The organism is Paenibacillus lacisediminis (genome assembly GCF_046567315.2).
Map to the genome: position 1 here is coordinate 123,742 of NZ_JBKIAX020000005.1, position 22,196 is coordinate 145,937.

General features: G+C 54.0%; 15 protein-coding genes and 1 pseudogene. 13 read left to right on the forward strand and 3 right to left on the reverse strand.

Features of this window, described 5'->3' with window-relative positions:
* The first annotated feature begins 15 nt into the window (after positions 1-15).
* The 3 genes from araD (at position 16) to ACLD72_RS11785 (ending at position 3,983) form a co-directional block, all read left to right on the forward strand.
* Entirely contained in the window at positions 16-705 is a 690-nt protein-coding gene (gene araD, locus ACLD72_RS11775) for an L-ribulose-5-phosphate 4-epimerase (RefSeq protein ID WP_410999569.1), read from the forward strand.
* A gap of 108 nt (positions 706-813) precedes the next feature.
* Entirely contained in the window at positions 814-2,484 is a 1,671-nt protein-coding gene (locus tag ACLD72_RS11780) for a ribulokinase (RefSeq protein WP_410999571.1), read from the forward strand.
* A 359-nt stretch (positions 2,485-2,843) separates the two neighbouring features.
* Positions 2,844-3,983 carry a sn-glycerol-1-phosphate dehydrogenase gene (locus ACLD72_RS11785; RefSeq protein ID WP_410999573.1) on the forward strand — a complete coding sequence of 380 codons (1,140 nt, stop codon included), beginning with the start codon at positions 2,844-2,846 and terminating at the stop codon, positions 3,981-3,983.
* A 138-nt stretch (positions 3,984-4,121) separates the two neighbouring features.
* On the opposite strand, the gene ACLD72_RS11790 is transcribed toward ACLD72_RS11785, so the two are convergent.
* Positions 4,122-4,997: a LysR family transcriptional regulator gene (locus tag ACLD72_RS11790; protein ID WP_410999574.1), complete on the reverse strand. Its 876-nt coding sequence runs from the start codon at positions 4,995-4,997 to the stop codon at positions 4,122-4,124.
* A gap of 125 nt (positions 4,998-5,122) precedes the next feature.
* Here ACLD72_RS11790 and ACLD72_RS11795 point away from each other — a divergent pair, with 125 nt between their 5' ends.
* Both ACLD72_RS11795 and ACLD72_RS11800 read left to right on the forward strand, forming a co-directional pair.
* The gene (locus ACLD72_RS11795; protein WP_410999575.1) at positions 5,123-6,067 is read left to right on the forward strand and encodes a DMT family transporter; all 945 of its coding nucleotides are present in this window, start codon (positions 5,123-5,125) and stop codon (positions 6,065-6,067) included.
* 15 nt (positions 6,068-6,082) lie between these two features.
* Positions 6,083-6,823, forward strand: a complete 741-nt coding sequence (locus ACLD72_RS11800) for an SDR family NAD(P)-dependent oxidoreductase (RefSeq protein WP_410999577.1) — start codon at positions 6,083-6,085, stop codon at positions 6,821-6,823.
* 631 nt (positions 6,824-7,454) lie between these two features.
* Here ACLD72_RS11800 and ACLD72_RS11805 read toward each other — a convergent pair.
* Positions 7,455-8,372: an ArsR/SmtB family transcription factor gene (locus ACLD72_RS11805; RefSeq protein ID WP_410999579.1), complete on the reverse strand. Its 918-nt coding sequence runs from the start codon at positions 8,370-8,372 to the stop codon at positions 7,455-7,457.
* 410 nt (positions 8,373-8,782) lie between these two features.
* On the opposite strand from ACLD72_RS11805, the gene arfA reads away from it, so the two are divergent.
* The 7 genes and pseudogenes from arfA to ACLD72_RS11840 all read left to right on the forward strand — a co-directional run.
* The gene (arfA, locus tag ACLD72_RS11810; RefSeq protein WP_410999797.1) at positions 8,783-10,279 is read left to right on the forward strand and encodes an arabinosylfuranosidase ArfA; all 1,497 of its coding nucleotides are present in this window, start codon (positions 8,783-8,785) and stop codon (positions 10,277-10,279) included.
* A gap of 41 nt (positions 10,280-10,320) precedes the next feature.
* Positions 10,321-11,649: an ABC transporter substrate-binding protein gene (locus ACLD72_RS11815; RefSeq protein WP_410999581.1), complete on the forward strand. Its 1,329-nt coding sequence runs from the start codon at positions 10,321-10,323 to the stop codon at positions 11,647-11,649.
* Positions 11,650-11,713: 64 nt separating this feature from the next.
* Positions 11,714-12,613: a carbohydrate ABC transporter permease gene (locus ACLD72_RS11820; RefSeq protein ID WP_251594023.1), complete on the forward strand. Its 900-nt coding sequence runs from the start codon at positions 11,714-11,716 to the stop codon at positions 12,611-12,613.
* Complete coding sequence (locus ACLD72_RS11825; RefSeq protein ID WP_251594022.1) at positions 12,610-13,443, forward strand: carbohydrate ABC transporter permease; 834 nt, start codon at positions 12,610-12,612, stop codon at positions 13,441-13,443. The genes ACLD72_RS11820 and ACLD72_RS11825 overlap by 4 nt, the downstream gene beginning before the upstream one ends.
* A 320-nt stretch (positions 13,444-13,763) precedes the next feature.
* Entirely contained in the window at positions 13,764-14,729 is a 966-nt protein-coding gene (locus ACLD72_RS11830) for a family 43 glycosylhydrolase (protein WP_410999584.1), read from the forward strand.
* A gap of 519 nt (positions 14,730-15,248) precedes the next feature.
* A complete protein-coding gene (locus ACLD72_RS11835) occupies positions 15,249-16,796 on the forward strand; it encodes a response regulator (RefSeq protein ID WP_410999586.1) in 1,548 nt (515 codons plus the stop codon).
* A 161-nt stretch (positions 16,797-16,957) separates the two neighbouring features.
* Positions 16,958-18,002 (forward strand): annotated as a pseudogene (locus ACLD72_RS11840) (LamG-like jellyroll fold domain-containing protein); the annotation flags it as partial.
* Positions 18,003-18,087: 85 nt separating this feature from the next.
* On the opposite strand, the gene ACLD72_RS11845 reads toward ACLD72_RS11840, so the two are convergent.
* Positions 18,088-18,567, reverse strand: coding sequence for a hypothetical protein (locus tag ACLD72_RS11845; RefSeq protein WP_458475779.1), 480 nt, complete (start codon positions 18,565-18,567; stop codon positions 18,088-18,090).
* Between the two features lie 684 nt (positions 18,568-19,251).
* Here ACLD72_RS11845 and ACLD72_RS11850 point away from each other — a divergent pair.
* The gene (locus tag ACLD72_RS11850) at positions 19,252-22,179 is read left to right on the forward strand and encodes a glycoside hydrolase family 3 C-terminal domain-containing protein (protein WP_410999588.1); all 2,928 of its coding nucleotides are present in this window, start codon (positions 19,252-19,254) and stop codon (positions 22,177-22,179) included.
* Positions 22,180-22,196 lie beyond the last annotated feature (17 nt).

The following is a 22,196-nucleotide window of genomic DNA, read 5'->3' on the forward strand; positions in this document are numbered from 1 at the left end:
GGAGCTGGACGAACGATGCTGGAAACGTTAAAACAGCAGGTGCTGGAAGCGAATCTGGACCTGCCGAAACACGGGCTTGTCACTTTTACCTGGGGGAACGTGAGCGGAATCGACCGGGAAAGCGGTTTGTTTGTCATTAAGCCGAGCGGTGTGCCTTATGAGGAATTGAAGGCGGAGCATATGGTCGTCGTTGACCTTGAGGGGAACGTGGTGGAGGGCGATCTGCGCCCATCCTCCGATACGCCGACGCATATGGTGCTTTACCGTTCGTTCCCGGATATCGGCGGCGTCGTGCACACGCATTCGCCTTGGGGCACAAGCTGGGCGCAGGCCGGACGGGCGCTGCCGGCGTACGGGACGACGCACGCGGATTATTTTTACGGGGAAATTCCCGTGACGCGGCCGATGACCAAAGCGGAGATCGATGGTGCTTACGAACTGGAGACCGGCAATGTGATCGTAGAGCGTTTTAAAGGGCTCGATCCAAATCAGGTGCCGGGTGTGTTGGTGCATTCGCATGCGCCGTTTGTGTGGGGCAAGGACGCCCACAATGCCGTGCATAACTCAGTGGTGCTGGAAGAGGTGGCGAAAATCGCCGCCCTTATGCTGCAAATCAATCCGGGCACGCCGCCGATGGACCAGACGTTGCTCGACCGCCATTTCCTGCGCAAGCATGGGGCGAACGCGTACTACGGGCAGAAGTAATTAAAGCAAGTTGTGCGAAGGTCAAAGCAAATGAAGCGAACGTCCATGGGGAAACAACAAGTTTTGCCGCTAGCAGGCGTTCGCTATTTTTTGGGGGAGGGTATGAACATGGGCAAAAAATACACGATTGGCGTCGACTACGGGACCCAGTCGGGACGCGCCGTGCTGGTCGATCTGTCGAACGGCCAGGAGGTTGCCGATCACGTTACGCCTTATCCGCATCACGTGATCGATGAGCGTCTTCCCGGATCAGGGATCAGGCTGGAATATGACTGGGCGCTGCAGCATCCCGGCGATTACCTGGAAGTGCTGCGGCGTTCCGTGCCGGCGGTGCTAAAGGAGTCGGGGATCGACCCGGCCGACGTGATCGGGATCGGGATCGATTTTACCGCCTGCACGATGCTGCCGGTCGATGCCAAGGGGCAGGCGCTCAGCTTCGACCCGGAGCTGACGGACAATCCGCATAGCTGGGTGAAGCTGTGGAAGCATCATGCCGCCCAGCCGGAAGCCGATAAAATCAACGAGATTGCCGCCGCGCGGGGAGAGGCCTTTTTGCCGCGGTACGGGGGGAAAATCTCGTCCGAGTGGATGATTGCGAAGGTATGGCAAATTCTCGACGAAGCGCCGGAAATTTATGAAAAAGCCGACATGTTCCTGGAGGCGACAGATTGGGTCATTGCACAAATGACCGGCACCATCGTGCGCAACAGCTGCACGGCCGGCTACAAGGCGATCTGGCACAAACAGGACGGTTATCCGAGCAAGGAGTATTTCAAAGCGCTTGATCCGCGTCTGGAAAATCTGACGGACACGAAGTTGCGCGGCGAGGTGATACCACTTGGTACGAGCGCGGGCGGGCTGCTGCCGGAGATGGCCGAGATGATGGGCCTTGCGCCGGGCATCGCCGTCGCGGTCGGCAACGTTGACGCGCATGCGGCCGTGCCGGCCGTTGGCGTTGTAACGCCGGGGAAATTGGTGATGGCCATGGGCACGTCAATCTGCCATATGCTGCTGGGCACCGAGGAGAAGCAGGTGGAAGGCATGTGCGGTGTCGTCGAGGACGGCATCATTCCGGGGTATTATGGTTATGAGGCCGGGCAATCGGCGGTGGGAGACATTTTTGAATGGTACGTGGAGGAAGCACTTCCGGCGTACGTCAAAGAAGCAGCCGACAAAGAGGGCCTGAACGTGCATCAATGGCTGGAGCGGGAAGCTGCCGCTTACAAGCCGGGGCAAACCGGTCTGCTGGCGCTTGACTGGTGGAACGGCAACCGGTCCGTGCTCGTCGATACCGATTTGACCGGGATGATCCTCGGCATGACGCTGCTGACCAAGCCGCAGGAAATTTACCGGACGCTGCTGGAGTCGACCGCTTTTGGCACCCGCAAAATCGTCGACGCGTTCCATCATAACGGCGTCAGCGTCGATGCGCTGTATGCCTGCGGCGGCCTGCCGCAAAAAAACCGCCTGCTGATGCAAATTTACGCGGACGTGACGAACCGCGAAATCTTCGTGGCCGATTCCAAGCAGACACCGGCGCTGGGCGCGGCGATGTTTGCGGCCGTGGCGGCCGGCGCGGCGGCGGGAGGCTACGACACGATTCTCGACGCGGCCGATAAAATGGCCCGGGTCAAAGAGGAAACGTTTAAGCCGATTCCGGAGCACGTGAAAGTGTACGACCGCCTGTATCAGGAATACAGCAAGCTGCACGACTACTTCGGCCGCGGCGAAAACGATGTGATGAAGCGGTTGAAGCGGATTAAGAAATCGGCGGAGTAAGGGTGTTCTGATTGGAATTACTCCAATAGAATTGGAAATTAAGTGGTAAATACAGCGACTTGATTGGATATTTTCCAATAGATTGGCTCGGAAGGATGCAAAATGGGCATCTGAGCGAAATCTATTGGAAGTTTTCTAATGAGCGGGTGAAACGGCGTTCGATTTCCGACAATCTATTGGATATTTTCCAATGTGAGGTGGAGGGCGTCAGGTTGCGGAGAAATGTTTCATAGGATTACCGGCGTATGGTATGCCACAATATTGATAGGCAGTGCGTTCATGCAAATAGTAGACAGGTTGAAATAGTAGACAGGTTGCAAATAGTAGGCAGGTTTATGTGAATAGGAGGGAGAAGGACCATGCTGGAGATGGATGGTTGGCAATTACAGCATCTGGAGCGGATTGAGCTGGAGCAGGGAGTGCTTCGGGAGGTCGCGCCTTTTTTGCGGGAGCGGGAATATCACCGCTCTATTTTGGTGGCGGACGAGAACACGTATAAAGCGGCGGGCGAAAGGCTGGCCCGCGATCTTGAGGGCGCCGGACTCGCTGCCAAGCTGTGCCTGATCCAGCCAAACGACATGGGCGATGTCGTGGCTGATGAGGCGTCGCTGGTCCAATTGCTGCTGGAGATCAGTCCGGAGGAGACGAATGCGCTGATCGCCGTCGGGTCGGGCACGATCCACGACATCGTCCGCTTTGCCGCCCATAAAAGCGGCAAGCCGTTTGTTTCCGTCCCGACGGCACCTTCCGTGGACGGTTTCACCTCTGCCGGCGCGCCGCTGATCATCCGCGGCGTCAAAAAGACCGTCCCGGCCGTGCCGCCGGTCGCTATTTTTGCCGACCTCGATATCTTGATGTCGGCACCTCAGCGCCTGGTCGCCGCCGGCTTCGGCGACATGCTGGGCAAATACACCTCCCTGTTCGACTGGAAGTTCTCCAGCCTGACGGCGGGGGAACCGTATGACGAACAGGCGGCGCTCATTACCGAACGGGCGCTGCGTTCGTGCGTGGAGCATGCCGGTGAGATCGGCGCCCGCTCGGAGGAAGGCATCCGCGCCCTGATGACGGCGCTGATCGAGTCGGGCATCGCCATGCTGCTGTTCGGGCAGTCGCACCCGGCCTCGGGCGCGGAGCACCATCTCTCCCATTATTGGGAGATGGAATTTTTGCGCCGGGGCGAGCGGGCGGTGCTGCATGGCGCAAAAGTCGGCGCGGCCTGCGCCGAGATCGCCCGCGTCTACCATGACGCGGCCGCGCGGGGGATTTACCCGGGCGCCGAGCCGGAGGCGCTCGGGCAGCGCGGCGCGCAGGTGCGCGAATGGCTGAAGGCTGTGCCCGAGGAGGGGCAAATTCGCGATTTGCTGCGCCAGGCGGGCGGAACGGCGAGCCGGACGGAGCTGGGCATCGACGATGAATTGTTCGCGCGCAGCCTGCGCGAAGCCCATCGGGTCCGGGACCGCCATACTTTGCTGCGGGCGCTCAACGAAGCGGGCGAGTGATCACGGAACGGAAGCGTTGTGGGGACCTATCTTCAAGGTAGCGGTGAGGAACTCCGAGGCTTTTAGCCGATTCGAACAAAAACGAGCTGAAGGCGGTATAAACCGCGAATCGGCTCGTTTTTTTTGGCATTCGTTTTTTTATGAAGAGATTTTTTCCGCTTCTCCAATGTTCAGCATGGACATGAGGGCCAGCAGGGCGCTGGTGGGATGCGAGTTTTTCCGCACAACCAGCTCGGTTTTCGTTTGCCGGAATGACTCCGGAACCTGGTGGACGCAAAGATTGCCGGCGTTCGCTTCTTTTTCGACGACGACCCGCGGCAGCAGCGAGATGCCAAGCCCAGCGGATACGCCTCCAATTATCGCTTCCAGCGTGCCGAATTCCATCGTGTACGGGTGGTTTTTGCCGCGGGTGTGCAGCCAATGCTCCAGCACCTCCCGGTACGCGCAGCCCCTGCTGTACACGAGGTTCGGTTTGGCGAGCGCTTCGTCGAGATCCGTGATGTCCGGCGGGGAAATCAGCACCACTTCTTCCTCGAAGACGGGATAGGCCTCCAGGTCGGGGTGGTTGGAGTGCCTGCTGATGAAGGCGACGTCCAGGTCGTATTGCAGCATTTTTTCCATCAAACGCTCCGACAAGTCGGTGATCAACGAAATTTCCACTTTCGGATACCGCTTGTAATATTGGCTCAGCAGCTTGGGCAGGCGCACGGCCGCCGTCGTCTGCGAAGCGCCGATCAGGAGCGGGCCGCTCGGTTCACCGGAAGAGGTGAGGGCCGCGGCGGCTTCATCCAGCAAGCCGATGATTTTGTCGGCGTAATCCAGGAGCATTTTGCCGCTGGAGGATAACGTCATTCCCCGGTTATGGCGATGGAACAGCGCGGTCCCGAGTTCGGATTCCAATTGGCGAATGCGCGAGGTCACGTTGGACTGCACGTAGCCAAGCCGCAGCGCCGCTTTCGTAATGGAACCCTCCCGGGCCACCGTCTGAAAGATCCGCAAATCCGCACTCTCCATGGTCGATTCCCTCCCGTTTATTTTAGTATCAGAAAAAATGATATTTAATATCTATATCAATCATTATACATAATCATAGTCCTCCGGTACAATACAAACATGAATTCAGAAAAGGGGGCTGCAACATGAAAATGAACGGATTCAAATATACCGGCCTGCTTTTGTTGACCACATTTTTGATGGGGATTGCTTTTCCGGTCGGCAAGCTGGGGTTAAATTATGCTCCGCCTTTTTTATTAATGGGGATGCGATTCGTTTTGGCCGGAGGTTTGCTCGCGCTGTTGACGATGAAAAAGCGGCAGCCTTGCGGGTTAAAGCAATGGCTGCAAGCCGCAGCCCTCGGCTTGTTTCAGTCGGCCGGCGTGATGGGCTGCGCCTACTACAGCATGCACTGGATCACTTCGGGGGAATCGGCGATCACCACCAGCACGAGCCCATTGATGCTGCTCGTCATCGGGGCGGTCATGAACCGCGGCGGTTACCGCGTTTGGCAATGGTTTGGGGTTGTCATCGGGTTTGCCGGCGTGCTGCTGACGTTTGGATTGCATATGAAAATCGAGCTAGGGACCTTTGTTTCTTTTGCGGGAGCGGTTTGTTTTACGGTCGCCACGCTCATCATCAACCGCATCGGCCCGGCATTCGATTTGAAGGTCCTCGCCGCCTATCAGATGATGGCTGGAGGAATTACGCTGCTTATTTTAAGCGGGCTGACGGAAAAGCCGTTTTTCTCCGTTACTTTGACATCGGTGCTGGTGCTGCTCTGGTTGGTGGTTATGTGTTCGATCGTGCAATTTTCGGTCTGGTTTTATTTGCTTCAAAACAGCGATCCGGCCAGGACAAGCGCTTTTCTGTTTTTGGTGCCGCTGTTTGGCGTGCTTACAAGCTGGCTGCTGCTGGGCGAGCAGGTGAGCTGGTATGTATATGCGGGCGGAGCGTTGATCTGTGCGGGTATTTTTATGGTGAATTGGCAGGGCAAGCGGGAAATCAGTGGCGCCGAAGAAAGGGAGGCCGGAAAGAGTGACACGGCCGAGGCGAAGGGGCAAGGGAGCCGTACCATAACGGACATGTAAAGAGGAGGGACAGAGATGAGTTTCTATAACAAAGTAGTTTTAGTCACCGGCGGAGGCACGGGAATTGGCCGGGCCACCAGCCTGCTGCTGGGCGAAAGAGGAGCGGCCGTCGCCGTCAATTATTCGCGATCCGCGGTGGAGGCGGAAGAAACCGTACGGGAAATCAAACAGGCGGGGGGCCGGGCGTTTGCCATCCGGGCGGACGTGTCGCGGGACGGCGAGGTTCGGGATATGATGGAGCAGGTGGTACGCCAATTCGGCACGCTTGATTATCTGGTCAACAACGCCAGCATCACTCGGTATATCGCGATGAACGATCTTGAAGCTGTGACCGAGGAAATATGGGATGATCTGCTTGGGGTCAACGTCAAGGGGATGTTCAATTGCGCGCGCGCCGCGGCACCCTATTTGAGAGAGGGAAAACAAGGGGCGATCGTCAATGTCGGAAGCATCGCGGGAACGACGGGAAAAGGCTCGTCCCTCCCTTACGCTGTTTCGAAGGCGGCCGTACACGGCTTGACCAAATCGCTGGCGCACGCTTTGGCGCCGGAGATCCGCGTATGCGGCATCGCTCCGGGAGCGGTTGCGACGAGATGGTGGGAAGGCAAAGAAGAACAAATGCGGTCGCTTATCACCCATCTGCCGCTAAAGCGCATTTCCCCGCCGGAAGAGGTCGCCCAGCTCATTTGCGCCGTGTTGGAGCAGCCTTCGCTGACAGGGCAGATTATTACGGTGGATAATGGGCAGACGATGTAGCCTGGTAGCGTGGAGCAAGTTGTGAAAATCCGGCTGCTAGCAACGGACCTGAGCGACTTTATTTGCTCGAAAAGACAGAGTTTCTTTTTCTAACGGGCCTGCTTGCGGGACCACCATCATAGAAATAGCGGAACTTTATGGTCTTATTTTCCGGAACCCGGCATGTTCATCTCCATTAGCGACAATTTTTGTCCTTATTTTCCAATGAACGGTGCGAAAAGTGGCCATCTCTCTGTGATTCACTAGAATAGCGACATAAATTTCCCCTATTCCTCTCCAACTGGGTGATCCCGCCGAATTAGCGACATTTTTTGTTCTTATTTCCTGGCTTGAGTTTAGCCCAAAGCGCAAGTCTGCCAGAAGTTCAAAAACCGAGCTTCCGGGCAGACTTTTTGTTATGCCACCGTTCGGCTATCGTCTTCAGTTATTGTCTTCAGTTATCGTCTTCAGTTATTGTCTTCGGCTATCGTCTTCAGCCATCGTTTCCGGCTATCGTTTTCGCACATTGTTTTCCCGCTCTCCTTTTCCCGCAAACGGCCATTGCCGCATCGCTTATGAGACGGCAAAGACGACGCGCCTAGTGGACCTGGTGCACCAGGACAACAAGCTCGTGTCCTGCCCACCGCTTGCCTCACTCATCATGCACGTCATACAGCACGCGGGCCAGCAGGTCCTGGCTGTAGTTGCCGAAGTTTTTGCCGTAGATCGTCAGGCCCCGCTTGTTGACGGCTTTGTCGGTGACGGCGATGCGCAGCGTCAGCTCGGATTTGTAGTCGAGTCCGATTTCACCCAGCGTGACGTCAGAAATCCGGCAGCCGTCGATAAAGCTGCCTTCATGGTTGATGCGGATCAGTTTGAGCATGCCGTACTGGTTCAAATGCGGCGGCCACCAGTCCGGGTTGAAGGTCCCGCGCGCGTCCCCGAAATCACCCGGACTGGTCCAGAAGCCAAGCTCCACGCCGTTCAGATAAAAATAGATATCCGACGGATAATTGTCGTTAAAACCTGGGGCTTCCGAGCCAAGCTCCAGTGAAAATTGGATCTCGCGGAACGTCTGATTCGGTTTGAGATAGTTCGGGATCCGGTATTCCAGGTAACCTTCGGACAGCCAGATGATCTCCGAGTCGATCCGTTGCGGATCGGCGAAATAACGGGGATCGTCGAAATCGCCGATGATGCTGTCCTTGGTGGCCAGCCCGCAGGTGGGGAGAACCTGATAATTGCTGTAGTGCCCGACCTGAATTTCCACTTCGTATAAATTGTCCACCTCTTTGCTCCGCAGATCCACCATCAATTTATCCTTGTTCAGATAGCAAATTTTCTGGATGCCGTGTTTGCCGACGGAGGTGTTGATTTCGATCAGTCCGCTCTCTTCCAGCTTTTTGATATGCATCGTGATCGCGCCGTTGCTCAAGCCCAGCTTGGTGGCCAGGTCGTTTAAATTCAGCGCCTGATTTTTGGCGAGCAATTCGAGGATTTGAATTCTGATCTCCGAACTTAACGCTTTAAAAATTTCAATTCCGCTCATCAAATCCTTAATGTAGATCATCGTCATAAACCTTCTTCCGCTAGAGATAATAGAGTTCTATTTTTGTTTATTTTAGATAATTATAAACTAATGGCACTGTTTAATAAATAGTTAAATGAAAAAATGTAAACCTCCCTTCAAAATTAGTTAAAATTTGCAGAAAATTCACGCTTAAATTTACTGAACTCTAAAATAAAACACTCGATAATACACGATACAAATGATTATTTCGCCGTAAATCCACAGTTTATTTGCTTGTTTTAAATTTATTTCACAAAAACATAAAAAGATTTAGAAAAATATATTTACAACGATATTCTCGTGTGCTATTTTATACCTGTAAGCGGATTCATTCAAGTTATTTCGAAACAATTTATAAAATTGTAAAACGGAAGGTGATACCATTGTCGTCAACCGCACCTAGAGCAAGCATGGTCGTAGACAAAGCATTCAAGATTGCCGAAGTAGATAAACGCATATACGGCTCTTTTATCGAGCATTTGGGCAGGGCGGTATACGGGGGAATTTACGAGCCTGCGCACATTACGGCGGACAGCTTAGGTTTCCGCAGCGACGTAAAGCAGTTGATTCAGGAATTAAACGTACCTATTATCCGCTATCCGGGCGGCAACTTCGTTTCCGGCTATAACTGGGAGGATGGAGTTGGCCCCGTGGAAGCTCGCCCCAAGCGGCTGGAGCTGGCCTGGAGAACGGTGGAGCCGAACGATGTTGGAACTAACGAGTTTGCGGCCTGGGCGAAGGAAATCGGCTCGGAGGTGATGATGGCCGTAAACCTGGGCACCCGCGGTGTGGACGCGGCCAGAAACCTGATCGAATACTGCAACCATCCCGGCGGCAGCTACTGGAGCGATTTGCGCCGGAGCCACGGCTACGAACAGCCGCATCGCATCAAAACCTGGTGCCTGGGCAACGAGATGGACGGACCGTGGCAGATCGGGCAGAAGACGCCTCAGGAATACGGCCGGATTGCTTATGAGACGGCCAAGGCGATGCGCCTTGTCGATCCGGACATCGAGCTCGTGTCCTGCGGGAGTTCCAGTTCCTCGATGCCAATGTTCCCGGAATGGGAAGCGATTACGCTCGATCACACCTACGAGGTAGCCGACTACATATCCTTGCATCAATATTACGGCAACCGGGACAACGACACGGCCAATTATTTGGCCAGATCAATGGATATGGACCATTTCATCCGCACGGTGATCGCGACATGCGACTACATCAAAGCAAAAAAACGCAGCAAAAAAACGATGAACCTCAGCTTTGACGAATGGAACGTCTGGTACCACTCCAATCAGGCGGACGCGCAAATCGCGCCGTGGAGCATCGCTCCGCCGCAGCTCGAGGACATCTACAACTTCGAGGACGCGCTGCTCGTCGGCAGTATGCTGATTACGTTCCTGCGCCATGCCGACCGGGTCAAAATGGCCTGCATGGCCCAACTGGTCAACGTCATCGCCCCGATTATGACCGAAAACGGCGGCCGGGCCTGGAAGCAGACGATTTTTTATCCATATATGCATGTGTCTAAGTATGGACGCGGCACGTCGCTGCTGCCGATCGTCGACTCGCCGGTTTATGACGCGCAGGATTTCACCGATGTTCCTTACCTGGACAGTGCCGTCGTCTACAACGAGGCGGAAGAGGAACTCACGATTTTTGCCGTCAACCGCCATCTTCATGAAGCGCTGGAGCTTACCTGCGATATTCGCGGCTTTGAGGGATACCGCTTGACCCAGCATCTTGTGCTGGAGCATGAGGATTTGAAGGCCGTCAATACGGCGGACCGGGAGAACGTAAAACCTCATACTGGGGGAAATGCAGTGTGCATGGACGGTATGGTCAGCGCCCGTCTTGCCAAAGCGTCTTGGAACGTCATACGCCTAAGCAAACAAGCAACTGAATAGTATAAAGCGTGTAGAAATTCAAATTCCAGGGAGGGTCAAATATGAAAAAAGGAATAGCCATGCTTTTGATTTTAACGATGGCCACGTTTTTATGGGGCTGCAACAAGTCCGCGTCGACGGCCGGAGGGGAAACCTCCGTGCTCGAAGGCGGGGCCGGCGAAAGCGCGACGGAGCTGTCCTATTGGACATTCGTGGAACTGCACGGACAGCATTTCGAGAAGATGCTGGAGAAGTGGAACGCGGCAAATCCGGACCGGCAGATTAAGTTGAACGTGACGGTCATGCCTTATGACGATATGCATAATAAATTGTCCATCGCCGTGCAAACGGGCGTAGGTGCTCCGGATATCGCCGATATCGAGCTGGGGAAATATCCCGACTTCATGCAAGGGACCCCGCAACTGGAATCGTTGAACGACGTGGTCGAACCTTACAAGGATACGGTCGTTCAGTCGCAATTGGATCTTTACAGCAAAGACGGAACGGTTTACGGACTTTCCACGCATGTCGGGGCTACCGTAGCTTTTTACAACACGGAAATTCTAAATGAAGCGGGCGTCGATTACAAGACGATCGTTACCTGGGACGATTTCAAAAAAGCCGGGATGCAAGTATATGAGAAAACCGGCAAATACATGGGGACCGCGGACACAAGCGCAACCTGGCAAGCCTCGATGCTGCTGGCCCAGCAAGGGGCCGATTTTACCGATGATGCTGGCAATCCCAAGGTGAACTCCGAGGAGTTGGTCAAAGGGCTGTCGATCCTTAAAGACCTGCAGGACAACAACGTCATCGCCACAATCGCGGGCGGTCAACCCGATACGGAAGAAGCTTACGGCGAATTTAATGCCGGAAACTATGCGACCGCTTTCATGCCGCTCTGGCAAATGTCGAGATATACGAACTATATGAAGGATCTCTCCGGGAAGATCGCCATCGCTCCTTTGCCCGTCATCGAGAAAGGGATGCCTCGCTCATACGGCGGCGGCGGTACGGCAACCGTCGTCTCCAAAACGGCCAAGGACATTCAGCTCGCCAAAGAATTTATCGCTTACGCCAAGCTTTCGCTTGATGCCAATATCGAAATTTGGAATACGCTTGGCTTTGATCCGATCAACATGGACGTGTGGGATATGAAAGACGTGACGCACAATCCGGAAAACCAGTTCGTGAAATATTTCGTCAACAACCCGTTTGACGTGCTGAATGAGATTAAAGACGAAATCCAGCTGATCAAATCGACTTCGGCTTCACCGACGATCAACAACGTGCTGTGCACGGTCGCGCTGAACGAAATTTTTGAAGACGGCAAAGACGTCAAGCAAGCGCTGGACGATGCCCAGGCGCAAATCGAACAAGAACTCAAATAGAATGAAAAAGTCCCGGAGCTGCTCTTTCCATGAAGAGTAGCTCCGTTTAAAAAGGAGTAGAGTGATGATAAAAAAATTCCTATACTCGCAAAAAGTTGCTCCTTACGTTTTTGTGTTGCCGTTTGTGCTGGTGTTTCTGATGTTTTGGGTGTATCCGCTGGCCAACTCGGTCGGGATGAGCTTCCAAAAAGTCACGCTGGGACAGGAACCGGCCTGGATCGGTTTTGACAACTACGGCAAATTGATGGGCGACGGCGTGTTTCTTAAAGCGGTGATAAACAGCGCCATCTATATGGTGCTGACTTTGGTGATCCTCATTCCGTTTCCGATGCTGTTTGCGGTGTTGATCAACACTAAATTCATGTGGGGAAGGGAATTTTTCAAATCTTCGTTTTTCTTTCCCGCATTGACTTCTGTCGTTGTGGCCGGGACGATCTTCCGGCTGATGTTCGGCGAAATGGAAGGCTCGCTCATCAACAGCTTTTTGGGCTGGTTCGGCCTCGATCCGGTCAAGTTCTTGAAGGGACAGGCGACCGGGATGATCGCTTTGGTGGCGCTGGCGACGTGGCGGTGGACGGGGGTTAATATGCTTTATTTTTTATCCGGACTCAAAAGCATCCCCGAAGAATACTACGAAGCCGCGTCGATCGACGGAGCCTCCCGCTTTCAGCGCTTTACGAAAATCACCATGCCGCTGCTGAAGCCCACGACCATTTACGTGCTGACGATCAGTATTTACGCGGGGCTGGCGATGTTTATCGAGAGCATGATGTTATGGAACGGCAACAATTCTCCGAAAAATATCGGGCTCACAATCGTCGGTTACTTGTACCGGCAGGGCATCGAGAAGAACAATCTGGGATACGCGGCGGCGGTTGGTATCGTGCTGCTCGTCATTACGATGGCGATTAATTTAACGCAGCTGGCCTTCACCGGCATGTTCAAAAAGGAGGAGGAAGCATGAAAAAAGAACTGCCGCTCAAAGTCGTCCTTTTTGCTTTTTTCGCCGTGTTGTGCGTGCTGATCCTCATTCCGTTTTACGCGGTGACGATCGCCTCCTTCAAACCGGGGGAAGATTTGATCCGTTACGGGCTGAATTTGCGGTTTGACCTGTCCGCCATGAGCTTCGACAACTTCATTTATTTGTTTACCGGCGATCATTCTTATTTTCTGTGGTTTTTCAATTCGCTGCTGCTGACGGTTGTGCAGGTCGTCCTGACGCTGCTGGTCAGCGCAACGGTTGCTTACGGATTTTCGGCCTATGAATTCAAAGGGAAAAACACGCTGTTCGTTTGCGTCCTGCTCATCATGATGGTCCCGTTTGAAATTTTGCTGCTGCCGCTGTATACGCTGACCTACAACATCGGGTTGATGAACTCGTATTCGGCGATCATTTTACCGGGCATCGCCAGTGCGGCGACGATTTTCTTCTTCCGCCAATATTTGCGCGGGATTCCGAAGGAGATCATCGCGGCCGGCCGGGTGGACGGAGCGAGCGAATACGGCATTTACGTCCGGTTGATCCTTCCGGTCATGAAGCCTTCTTTTGCGGCGATGGCGATTTTGAACGGGATGAACAGCTGGAATAATTTCCTGTGGCCGTTTATGGTGCTGAGCAACGCCGATAAATATACGCTGCCGATCGGGCTCAAAACGCTGCTGACACCTTACGGCAACAACTACGATCTGCTGATCGTTGGCTCCTTTTTTTCCATCATTCCGATCTTTATTTTGTTCGTCGCGTTTCAAAAGTACTTTATCGACGGCATGACCGCGGGCGCGGTGAAAGGTTGAGCGGGTAACAGAGCATTGGGGAATTGGGAAGCTGAATTAAAATTAGGGCGAGGCTCTGGGCATAAGCAAGCTATAAAAACTCGGGCGAAAAATAACGGGAAAAAATGGCGCTAATTCGGCAAGGTTACCCACTTTGAGAGAAATAGAGGAAATTTATGGCGCTATTTTCTTGAATCGCAGGGAGATGACCGCTTATTGGACCGTTCGTTAGAAAATAAGTACAAAAAGTTCCGCTAATGGCGATGAACATATTCAATCCTCGAAAATAAGACCATAGAATTCCGTTATTTCCGAACACATATATAAAGGAGAGAGAACCGATGGACAAAAATAGAGAATTTGTAAATCCGCTCGTGGAGCAGCGGGCCGACCCGTGGGTATACAAGCATAGTGATGGATATTACTATTTCACCGCCTCGGTCCCCGAATACGACCGGATCGAAATCCGCAGATCGGCGACTATTCAGGGTTTGGGAGAGGCTGAGGCGGTCGTAGCCTGGCGCAAATACGACTCCGGCCCGCTGAGCGCTAACATCTGGGCGCCGGAGATTCATTATATCGACGGTAAATGGTACATCTACTTTGCCGCCGCCCGTACGACGGAGACGAAGGAAGGACTGTTCGACCACCGGATGTATGCGCTTGAGAATGAAGCGGCCAACCCGCTGGAAGGCCAATGGGAAGAAAAGGGACAGGTTCGCACTCGCTGGGAAACGTTCTGCCTGGACGCAACGACGTTCGAGCACCGTGGGGTGCAGTATTATGTCTGGGCGCAGAAGGACCCGGACATTGAGGGCAACTCCAATCTATACATTTCAAAAATGAGCAACCCGTGGACGCTGACCGGGGAACAGGTGATGATTTCGACGCCGGAGCATCCGTGGGAAACGATCGGCTTTAAGGTGAACGAAGGTCCGGCGGTGTTAAAGCGGAACGGGCGTATTTTTATCGCGTATTCGGCCAGCGCCACAGATCATCACTACTCTATGGGGCTGCTGTCGGCGAGTGAGGATGCCGATCCGCTCGACGCCTCAGCCTGGACGAAATCGCCAGATCCCGTGTTCTGCACGAACGAGGAGACGGGACAATACGGGCCGGGGCATAACAGCTTTACCGTCTCCGAAGACGGCCGGGACGTCATGATTTACCATGCTCGCAATTACAAGGAAATCGCCGGCGATCCGCTGTACGATCCAAACCGCCACACCCGGGCCCAGTATTTCGGCTGGAATCCCGACGGAACGCCGGATTTTGGCATTCCCGTGCCAGATGGAGTCCGCTCTTGAGGCGAGAGAAGACGGGATAGACCCGGAGAAAAAAGGCGACCAACCGCTGCCGGCTTGATGGCAGCAGGGAGGTTGCTTTTTTTTACACTATAGAGGGAACAGGAGGCTAAAGGACACCAGAGCCGTTATTTACGGAAAAACGGAGGTTTGTAAAATGCAACGACACAGATGACCTTATTTAGCTCAAATCGGCCTGGGTGAACTCGTTTAGAGCGAAATAACGTCAACTGGGTCCGTTAGGCCGGGAAATATCCGGGAAATGGACGAATAAGGTCGCTGGAGTCCGTTAGAGCAGTATACCCATCCCTCCAATCGCTCTAACGTAGAAGTCAGAGTAATCGCCGTCAGGCGTTTTTCTTATGGTTTGCGCCGCCGGAGGATCAAAATAGTGCTATAACGGAGCAGGATAATGTTTGTTCCTCTTTTTGTGAATAACTTATAATTATTGTAAACGTTTCATCAGACCATTCGCTGGAAGGTTGGTGTATGCGAAACATTTTCCGGCTGGAGGAATGCAGCATGATTAAAGTGCTAATTGTTGACGACGAGCCGAAGCTGCGCGAGGGACTTCGCACGTTTATCGACTGGAATGCGCTCGGGTACACCGTGGTTGACACGGCCGCAAACGGAAACGAGGCGCTGGATAAATATGGGCGGTATCATCCCGGCCTGGTCGTGGCCGATATCCGGATGCCCGGGATGAACGGTTTGCAGCTGATCGAAAAGCTGCGGAGCGAGGATCCGCGGCTTCATATTGTGATCCTCAGCGGTTACGCGGACTTCAGCTATGCCAAACAAGCGATGACGCAGCGGGTGGACGGTTATTTGCTGAAGCCGGTCGACGAGGACGAGCTTACGGATTACTTGGTGAAAATCAAAAAGGCGGTCGACGAAGAGACCGCATCCGAGGAATGGAAACACGTTACGGCGGAGTGGACCCGCGAATCGCTGATCCAGTCCGTTTTGGCGGGTACGGATGAGCAGCAGACGGTGCCGATCTGCGAACGGGCCGGAGAAGTGGGAATCACGGGCAAGATTTATCAGGTTTTGCTGTTGGCCGTACATGCCGAGGACGATGCCGATCTGGGCGCGGGGGAGTTGCTGAGAAAAAAACTGGCCCACATGTTTGAGGATACCGGGCGGGGCTGGGTGTTCGGCATTCATGCCAAGCTTGGCGTGCTGTTAAAAGATCCGCTGCTTGCTGTGGAATACGAAAGCGTATACAGAGAGATCCGGGAAGAGCTAAGCGGCACCGGAGCCGAGTTTACCGCGGCGCTTGGGAACAAGGTCGGATGTCTGCCGGACATCCGCAGTTCCTACCTTGAGGCGTGCGAACTCCTTAAGCTGCATTTCTTTTTGGATCAGGGTGCCATACTTTCCCCGGAGGCGCTGCGGAGCGGGGCGCCATCGGAATTGCCGGACACCTCGATCGAAGAAATCGGCGAGCAGCTGTATTATGCTCTGGATATCGGGAACCAGGAGGCGATACAATCGCTCGTGCGGAAAGCCGGGCAGACCCTTGCCGCCGGCGGGTATCCGGAGAAGGAAATCAAACGCCGTTTTGTGGAAGTGCTGACGTCGATTCTCGGCAAGGCCTTGAAGCAGTCTTCCGCGTTGCAGGACCGCAGCAAAGAGTTTTCCGATTTTTTATCGGAAATTCACAAAATGCGGACGATTGAGGGGCTGTATGAGAAAACGGAATTCCTGCTGCAGCAAATTATGCACCAGCTCGGGGAAGGCGGCAAACACCGCGAAGTGAAGATCATGCTGGACCTGATTCACCGCAATTTCAACGAAAATTTGAAGCTGGAGACGTTATCGGGGATTTTTAATTATAACAGTGCTTACTTGGGCAAATTGTTCAAAAACGCCACAGGGGAATACTTCAATACTTACCTGGACAAAGTGCGGATCGAAAAGGCCAAGGCGTATCTGGAAGAAGGGCTAAAGGTGTACCAGGTGGCCGAAAAGGTCGGTTATACGAACGTCGATTATTTCCACAGCAAGTTCAGAAAGTACGTTGGAACTTCCCCGTCCGCTTACCGCAAAACAGCAAGCAATGCATGAGGGAAGATGCTTAAAATGAAATGAAGCGCCTGAAAACAAAGCAGCGAATGTGGGTTGTCTGGACAAACATCGCTGCTTTTTTGTGACTGGGTGAAGAAAAGTGGAATATTCGTTGTATAAGTTGTACGTACAACATGGAAGAATATCGAAGGTCCTTATAGTATAAGTATGTGGACACGGTTGTGTACTCCGGTTTTACGAGGGATGAAGCATATGACAAGGACAGCCGGGTGAACAAAAAGTGGACGAATACCAATATTGATCGGCTGATTGAGAGCGGCGAGCTCACGGGCGTGAACACGGGGTGGTTCAATAGCGACGGCTCCTACAACAACGCACTTTATCCGAACGCGATCGACGCTGCGCCGTTTTTTGAAGAGGACGGGAAGCTGTGGATGGCTTACGGTTCCTGGTCGGGCGGCATTTTCCTGCTGGAGCTTGATCCGGCGACGGGACGGCCGATTTTTCCCGGTAAAGATGGAACGACGGCGGACGGCAGGCTGGTCGACCGTTATTTCGGCACGAAAATCGCCGGCGGGTATACGAAATCCGGGGAAGGTCCGTACATCGTTTATGATCGGGGGACCGGCTACTATTATTTGAATGTGTCGTACGGTTGGCTCGGCGCAAGCGGCGGATATAACATCAGACAGTTCCGCGCGGCGAGCCCGGACGGCCCGTATGTGGACGCGGCGGGGCAAAATGTCGGACGGCGTTGGCGGCAAGGCGGCGGTGTTTGACGGAAATTCCGGGATCAAGCTGCCAAGCGGACTGATTGCCGGAAACTGTTATTCGGTTTCGTTTTGGGTCAATCCGCAGCAGTATACGCAGTTTACGACGGCGTTTTTTGGCGCCAATTCCACGTCAAGCTGGATCAGTCTGGTGCCGGAATCATGGGACAACAATACCATGCTTTGGTCGGGCGAAGCCTGGTACGACGGGGCGACCGGCGTTAAGCTCCCGTTGAACGAGTGGCACCATGTCGCCTTCACGGTCGATGAGGGAGCGGTGAAGGTCTACATCGACGGGGAGCAGAAGTTCGCCGGCACCGGATTCCCGGGCGTGTTCACGACTGACTCCGGCACATTTAGCCTGGGCGTGAACTGGTGGGACCCGCCGTTCAAAGGCATGCTGGATGAGCTGCGTATCTATGATATCCCGGTCACGGAGGCCGTGATTCGCAAGCTTGCAGAAGAAAAAGGATGATAGAAAGCCCAGGTGGGGCGTTGGCAGCGGCCGTTTTCCGAGTGCGGAAAGCGGCCGTTTTGGTGTTGGGCGCGGCTGGTGATTCCTAACGTTTTTGGGATATTTCTCTGATTCCTTTCCCAACCCAGTGCCCAAATATGCTAAAGGAATAAAGGACCAGTGTATTTATGATAACCATGGCTGGCGCAGACTGAAGTTCATAGAAATGACTTAATCCGTATAAAGGACCTGCGAAAATAAACACTGCAAGCATAGGAAGCAACTCAAGCCACTCAAGTTGTAACAAGTAACCCAATATATATATTAACATCCCGATCCCCCAATAATACGTTAAGAACCTGATGAACCCTATCCCTTTCCTGCCTAATATAAACCCGTAAACGCCCCAAAGAATGACATAAATAACGGATAGCAGAGCTTGCTCAGAGCTTGGGTCGCCACCTTTCAGATAGGCACTGAAATTTACAATGCTTATAGGGATAGAAGTGATCAGAACGAATAGGGTATGCATATTTTTGGGGGCCATGGACACCATCCTTTCATGAGGCATATTCATACCACTCATAGATATACTCTACAACGCCGTCGCACCTCATTCCAGTAATCTCGCTCACATTAACCCAAACGCCTAGGTCTTCTCTTCGATCCTAAGATCCGAGATGGAAAAGAACGCAGCATCCTTTAATTGGTGTCTTGGTATCCCTGCATGCTGCCTTGCACGATTATCCCTTTTGTTCAGTGGGTAGAGGGTGGGGGCTAATCACGGTCCTTTCATTTTTGCGGTGTCTTGCCCCATTCCTCCCGTCAGGTCCGCTTCACTTCTCCTAAACCTCCTTCTCACAAACCTGTCTAACGATCTCGAACATGTCTGCTTCTCCCAAACCTATTTTCTTCTCCTGAATTTATCTTTCTCTCTGCTTCCGGATCAAATGGGATAATCGTGCAAAGCGTCCGGACAGCGGATGTTGATCTGCTGACCAACCCTCATTTGCTTGATCTTTAAGATCGTCTTTTAATTTCTTGTTGATTCAATACGTGGATTTAAGAAAGCGAGTTGATCTCAGAGATCAACTTCTCCTCTCCTTAAGCAGATAATCTAGATTTTTACATGAAAACATGACTAATTATCGTTGTATAAAGCGCTTTCGGACCATTGTATGATGGGGGAGATGAAACGGAAGCGGTTTTGGAACGCGTGATTTATGCAGCGCTTATAAACCGGAAATTCAAAATGGGATGAGGTCGTGACATGAGTTATCCTTATCAAAACCCGGATCTTCCGCTAATGGAACGGGTGAACGATTTAATATCGCGTTTTACGCTCGAAGAGAAAATCGAACTGATGTGTCAGTATCAACCGGATATTCCGCGCCTTGGGGTGAACAAATACAAGCATGGCACGGAGGGGGCGCATGGCGTGGCCTGGCTTGGCGAAGCGACGGTGTTCCCGCAAAATACGGGGCTGGCCTGTACCTGGAACCCTGAACTGCTGCAAAAAATCGGCTCCGTCATCGGGGACGAGGCCAGGGTTTACTACCAGCGCGACCCGGCCGTTAACGGGCTGACGATTTGGGCGCCGACGGTCGATATGGAACGGGACCCGCGCTGGGGGCGCACCGAAGAGGCTTACGGGGAGGATCCGCATTTGACCGGGGCCTTGACGACAGGGCTGGTCAAAGGTATGCAGGGCGATCATCCTTTTTATTACAAGGCTGTAGCCACCTTAAAGCATTTTTACGGCAACAATAATGAGGTGGACCGCGGAAGCGCATCGGTCAGCATTGATCCGCGGAACAAGCGGGAATATTACTTGAAGGTGTTTGAGCTGGCTTTTCGCGACGGGCGCGCAGGTTCGATGATGACGGCGTACAACGGCATCAACGGAACGCCGTGCAACTTTAATCATGAGGTGAACGAAATCGTCAAAGGTGAATGGGGCATGGACGGCTTCGTCGTGGGCGACGCCGGGGACGTGCTCGGCACCGTGATGGATCACCATTACGTGGACTCTTACGCCGAAGCGGTCGCCGGCTCAATTAAGGCCGGTATCGACAGCATTACGGATGATCAGCCGATCTCGCAGCAGGCGCTGCGCGATGCGTTGGAGCGGGGACTGCTGACGGAGGCCGAATTGGACCATGCGCTGAGCAATACGTTCCGCGTCCGTTTCCGGCTTGGCGAATTCGATCCAGCGGAGCGGAATCCGTACAGCCATGTGCCGGAATCAAAGCTGTGCGCGCCTGAGCATGCCGCGCTTGCGCTGGAAGCGGCCCGCGAATCGGTCGTGCTGCTGAAGAACGACAGGCTGCTGCCGCTGGGCAAGGACGCGGCTTCGGTGGCGGTGATCGGCCCGCTGGCGGACGAGGCGTTCACCGACTGGTACAGCGGCACGCCGCCGTACCGCGTAACTCCGCTGCAGGGCGTAACGGAGAAAATGAACGGCCGTCCGGTGCATTTTACGACGGGGCTAGATCGGATTCGCTTGCGTTCGGCGGCCACCGGCAAATACGTCGGTATCGCCGCCGGCGAAGAGGGCGGAGCTGCTCTGACGGCAAACTGCGAAGACGCGGAACAGGCCGAAGTGTTCGAGCGGAACGATTGGGGCTGGGGACAAATTACGCTGCGGGCGCTCAGCAACGGGAAGTTCGTAACCGAAAGCGAATCGGGCCGGCTCGAGGCGACGGCGGACGAGGCGCGCGGCTGGTTCGTGAAGGAAGCGTTCGGGTTCGAGACGCAGGAAGGCGGCTCCGTGCGGATGCTGTCGTGGGAAGGCAAGCCAGTGTCGGTAGACGTCCGGGGATACATGAACGTCGAAGCGGACCAGGAAAAGGGCGCCGGTGAAACTGAAAGAGCCGTAATGGTTGGCGCTGGTGCAACTGTTGGTGCGGGAGCCGCAGTAAGCGAGGGGGCCAACTTCGCCAATAGAGGAGCCGCTGCCAGCGTACATGACGGATTTATCGTTGAAGTGGTGCAGAGCGGTTTGCAGCAAGCCGCCTCAGCGGCGAAAAACGCGGAAACGGTGATCGTGTTCGTCGGCAACAGCCCGTTCATCAACGGGAAGGAAACGATCGACCGGCCGGACATTACGCTGCCGCCATCCCAGCAGGCGCTGATTCAGGCCGTTAAAGAGGCCAATCCGCGAACGGCTGTTGTCATTGTCGGCGGGTATCCGTTTGCGGTGAACTGGGAGCAGGAGCATGTCCCGTCGATCATGTTTACATCCCATGCAGGACAAGAGCTGGGGCATGCCGTGGCTGACGTGCTGTTTGGCGACTACAACCCGGCGGGCCGGCTGAACATGACTTGGTACAAGTCGGCCGAACAGCTTCCGGATATTATGGATTACGACATTATTAAAGGGAAGCGGACCTATCAATATTTTGACGGAGAAGTGCTGTATCCTTTCGGACATGGTCTGAGCTACACGGCGTTCGAATACGAAGGAGTGTCCTTGAGCGAGACGGAAACCGGACAGGACGGTACCGTCACCGTATCGGTGAACGTCCGGAATACCGGTGAGCTGGATGGGGACGAGGTTGTTCAATTGTATGTCCGGGCCGAAGCTTCCCGCGTGCCCCGGCCGCTTAAGACATTAAAAGGCTTTAAGCGGATTCATTTGGCGGCCGGCGAGTCCAAGACGGTAACGCTGGAATTAAAAGCATCCGAGCTCGCTTTCTGGGATGTGACCCGCGAACGGTACTGTGTGGAAACCGGCGCCTACACGATTATGGTCGGCCCGTCCTCGGGGAAAATCGCGGCTGCGGCAACGCTTCGGGTCAACGGGGAGACGGTTCCGCCGCGTTTGCTCCGCGAATCGGTCAAAGCGGTGAATTACGATAATTATGACCGGGTCTTTATCGACGAATGTCGCGAAGGCGGGGAGAGCATCCGCACCGTTCAAGACAGCGGCGGCTGGATCGCGTTCCATGATGTGGATTTCGGCACAGGGGCGTCGGAGTTCGAGGCGAGAGTTTCCGGGCATCTCAAGGGCGGGGAGATCGTCATCACGCTCGATTCGCCGGATGGAGAAGCCATTGGAACGTGCCGGGTACTGCCGACCGGCGGCCGTCAGGCCTGGACGACGGTGACCGCGCCGGTAACGGGGGCTTCAGGCCGCCGGAGTGTATACCTTCACATCAAAGGCGAGGTACAGATCAACTGGTTAAAACTGAGTTGATCGAGAATTATCTCGTC

Coding starts and splice junctions, on each gene's coding strand:
- ACLD72_RS11845 (WP_458475779.1), bottom strand. CDS start 18,567: ATGAGTGGTATGAATATGCCTCATGAAAGGATGGTGTCCATGGCCCCC.
- ACLD72_RS11805 (WP_410999579.1), bottom strand. CDS start 8,372: ATGATCTACATTAAGGATTTGATGAGCGGAATTGAAATTTTTAAAGCG.
- ACLD72_RS11800 (WP_410999577.1), top strand. CDS start 6,083: ATGAGTTTCTATAACAAAGTAGTTTTAGTCACCGGCGGAGGCACGGGA.
- ACLD72_RS11785 (WP_410999573.1), top strand. CDS start 2,844: ATGCTGGAGATGGATGGTTGGCAATTACAGCATCTGGAGCGGATTGAG.
- ACLD72_RS11850 (WP_410999588.1), top strand. CDS start 19,252: ATGAGTTATCCTTATCAAAACCCGGATCTTCCGCTAATGGAACGGGTG.
- ACLD72_RS11830 (WP_410999584.1), top strand. CDS start 13,764: ATGGACAAAAATAGAGAATTTGTAAATCCGCTCGTGGAGCAGCGGGCC.
- arfA (WP_410999797.1), top strand. CDS start 8,783: ATGGTCGTAGACAAAGCATTCAAGATTGCCGAAGTAGATAAACGCATA.
- ACLD72_RS11820 (WP_251594023.1), top strand. CDS start 11,714: ATGATAAAAAAATTCCTATACTCGCAAAAAGTTGCTCCTTACGTTTTT.
- ACLD72_RS11815 (WP_410999581.1), top strand. CDS start 10,321: ATGAAAAAAGGAATAGCCATGCTTTTGATTTTAACGATGGCCACGTTT.
- araD (WP_410999569.1), top strand. CDS start 16: ATGCTGGAAACGTTAAAACAGCAGGTGCTGGAAGCGAATCTGGACCTG.
- ACLD72_RS11795 (WP_410999575.1), top strand. CDS start 5,123: ATGAAAATGAACGGATTCAAATATACCGGCCTGCTTTTGTTGACCACA.
- ACLD72_RS11790 (WP_410999574.1), bottom strand. CDS start 4,997: ATGGAGAGTGCGGATTTGCGGATCTTTCAGACGGTGGCCCGGGAGGGT.
- ACLD72_RS11780 (WP_410999571.1), top strand. CDS start 814: ATGGGCAAAAAATACACGATTGGCGTCGACTACGGGACCCAGTCGGGA.
- ACLD72_RS11835 (WP_410999586.1), top strand. CDS start 15,249: ATGATTAAAGTGCTAATTGTTGACGACGAGCCGAAGCTGCGCGAGGGA.
- ACLD72_RS11825 (WP_251594022.1), top strand. CDS start 12,610: ATGAAAAAAGAACTGCCGCTCAAAGTCGTCCTTTTTGCTTTTTTCGCC.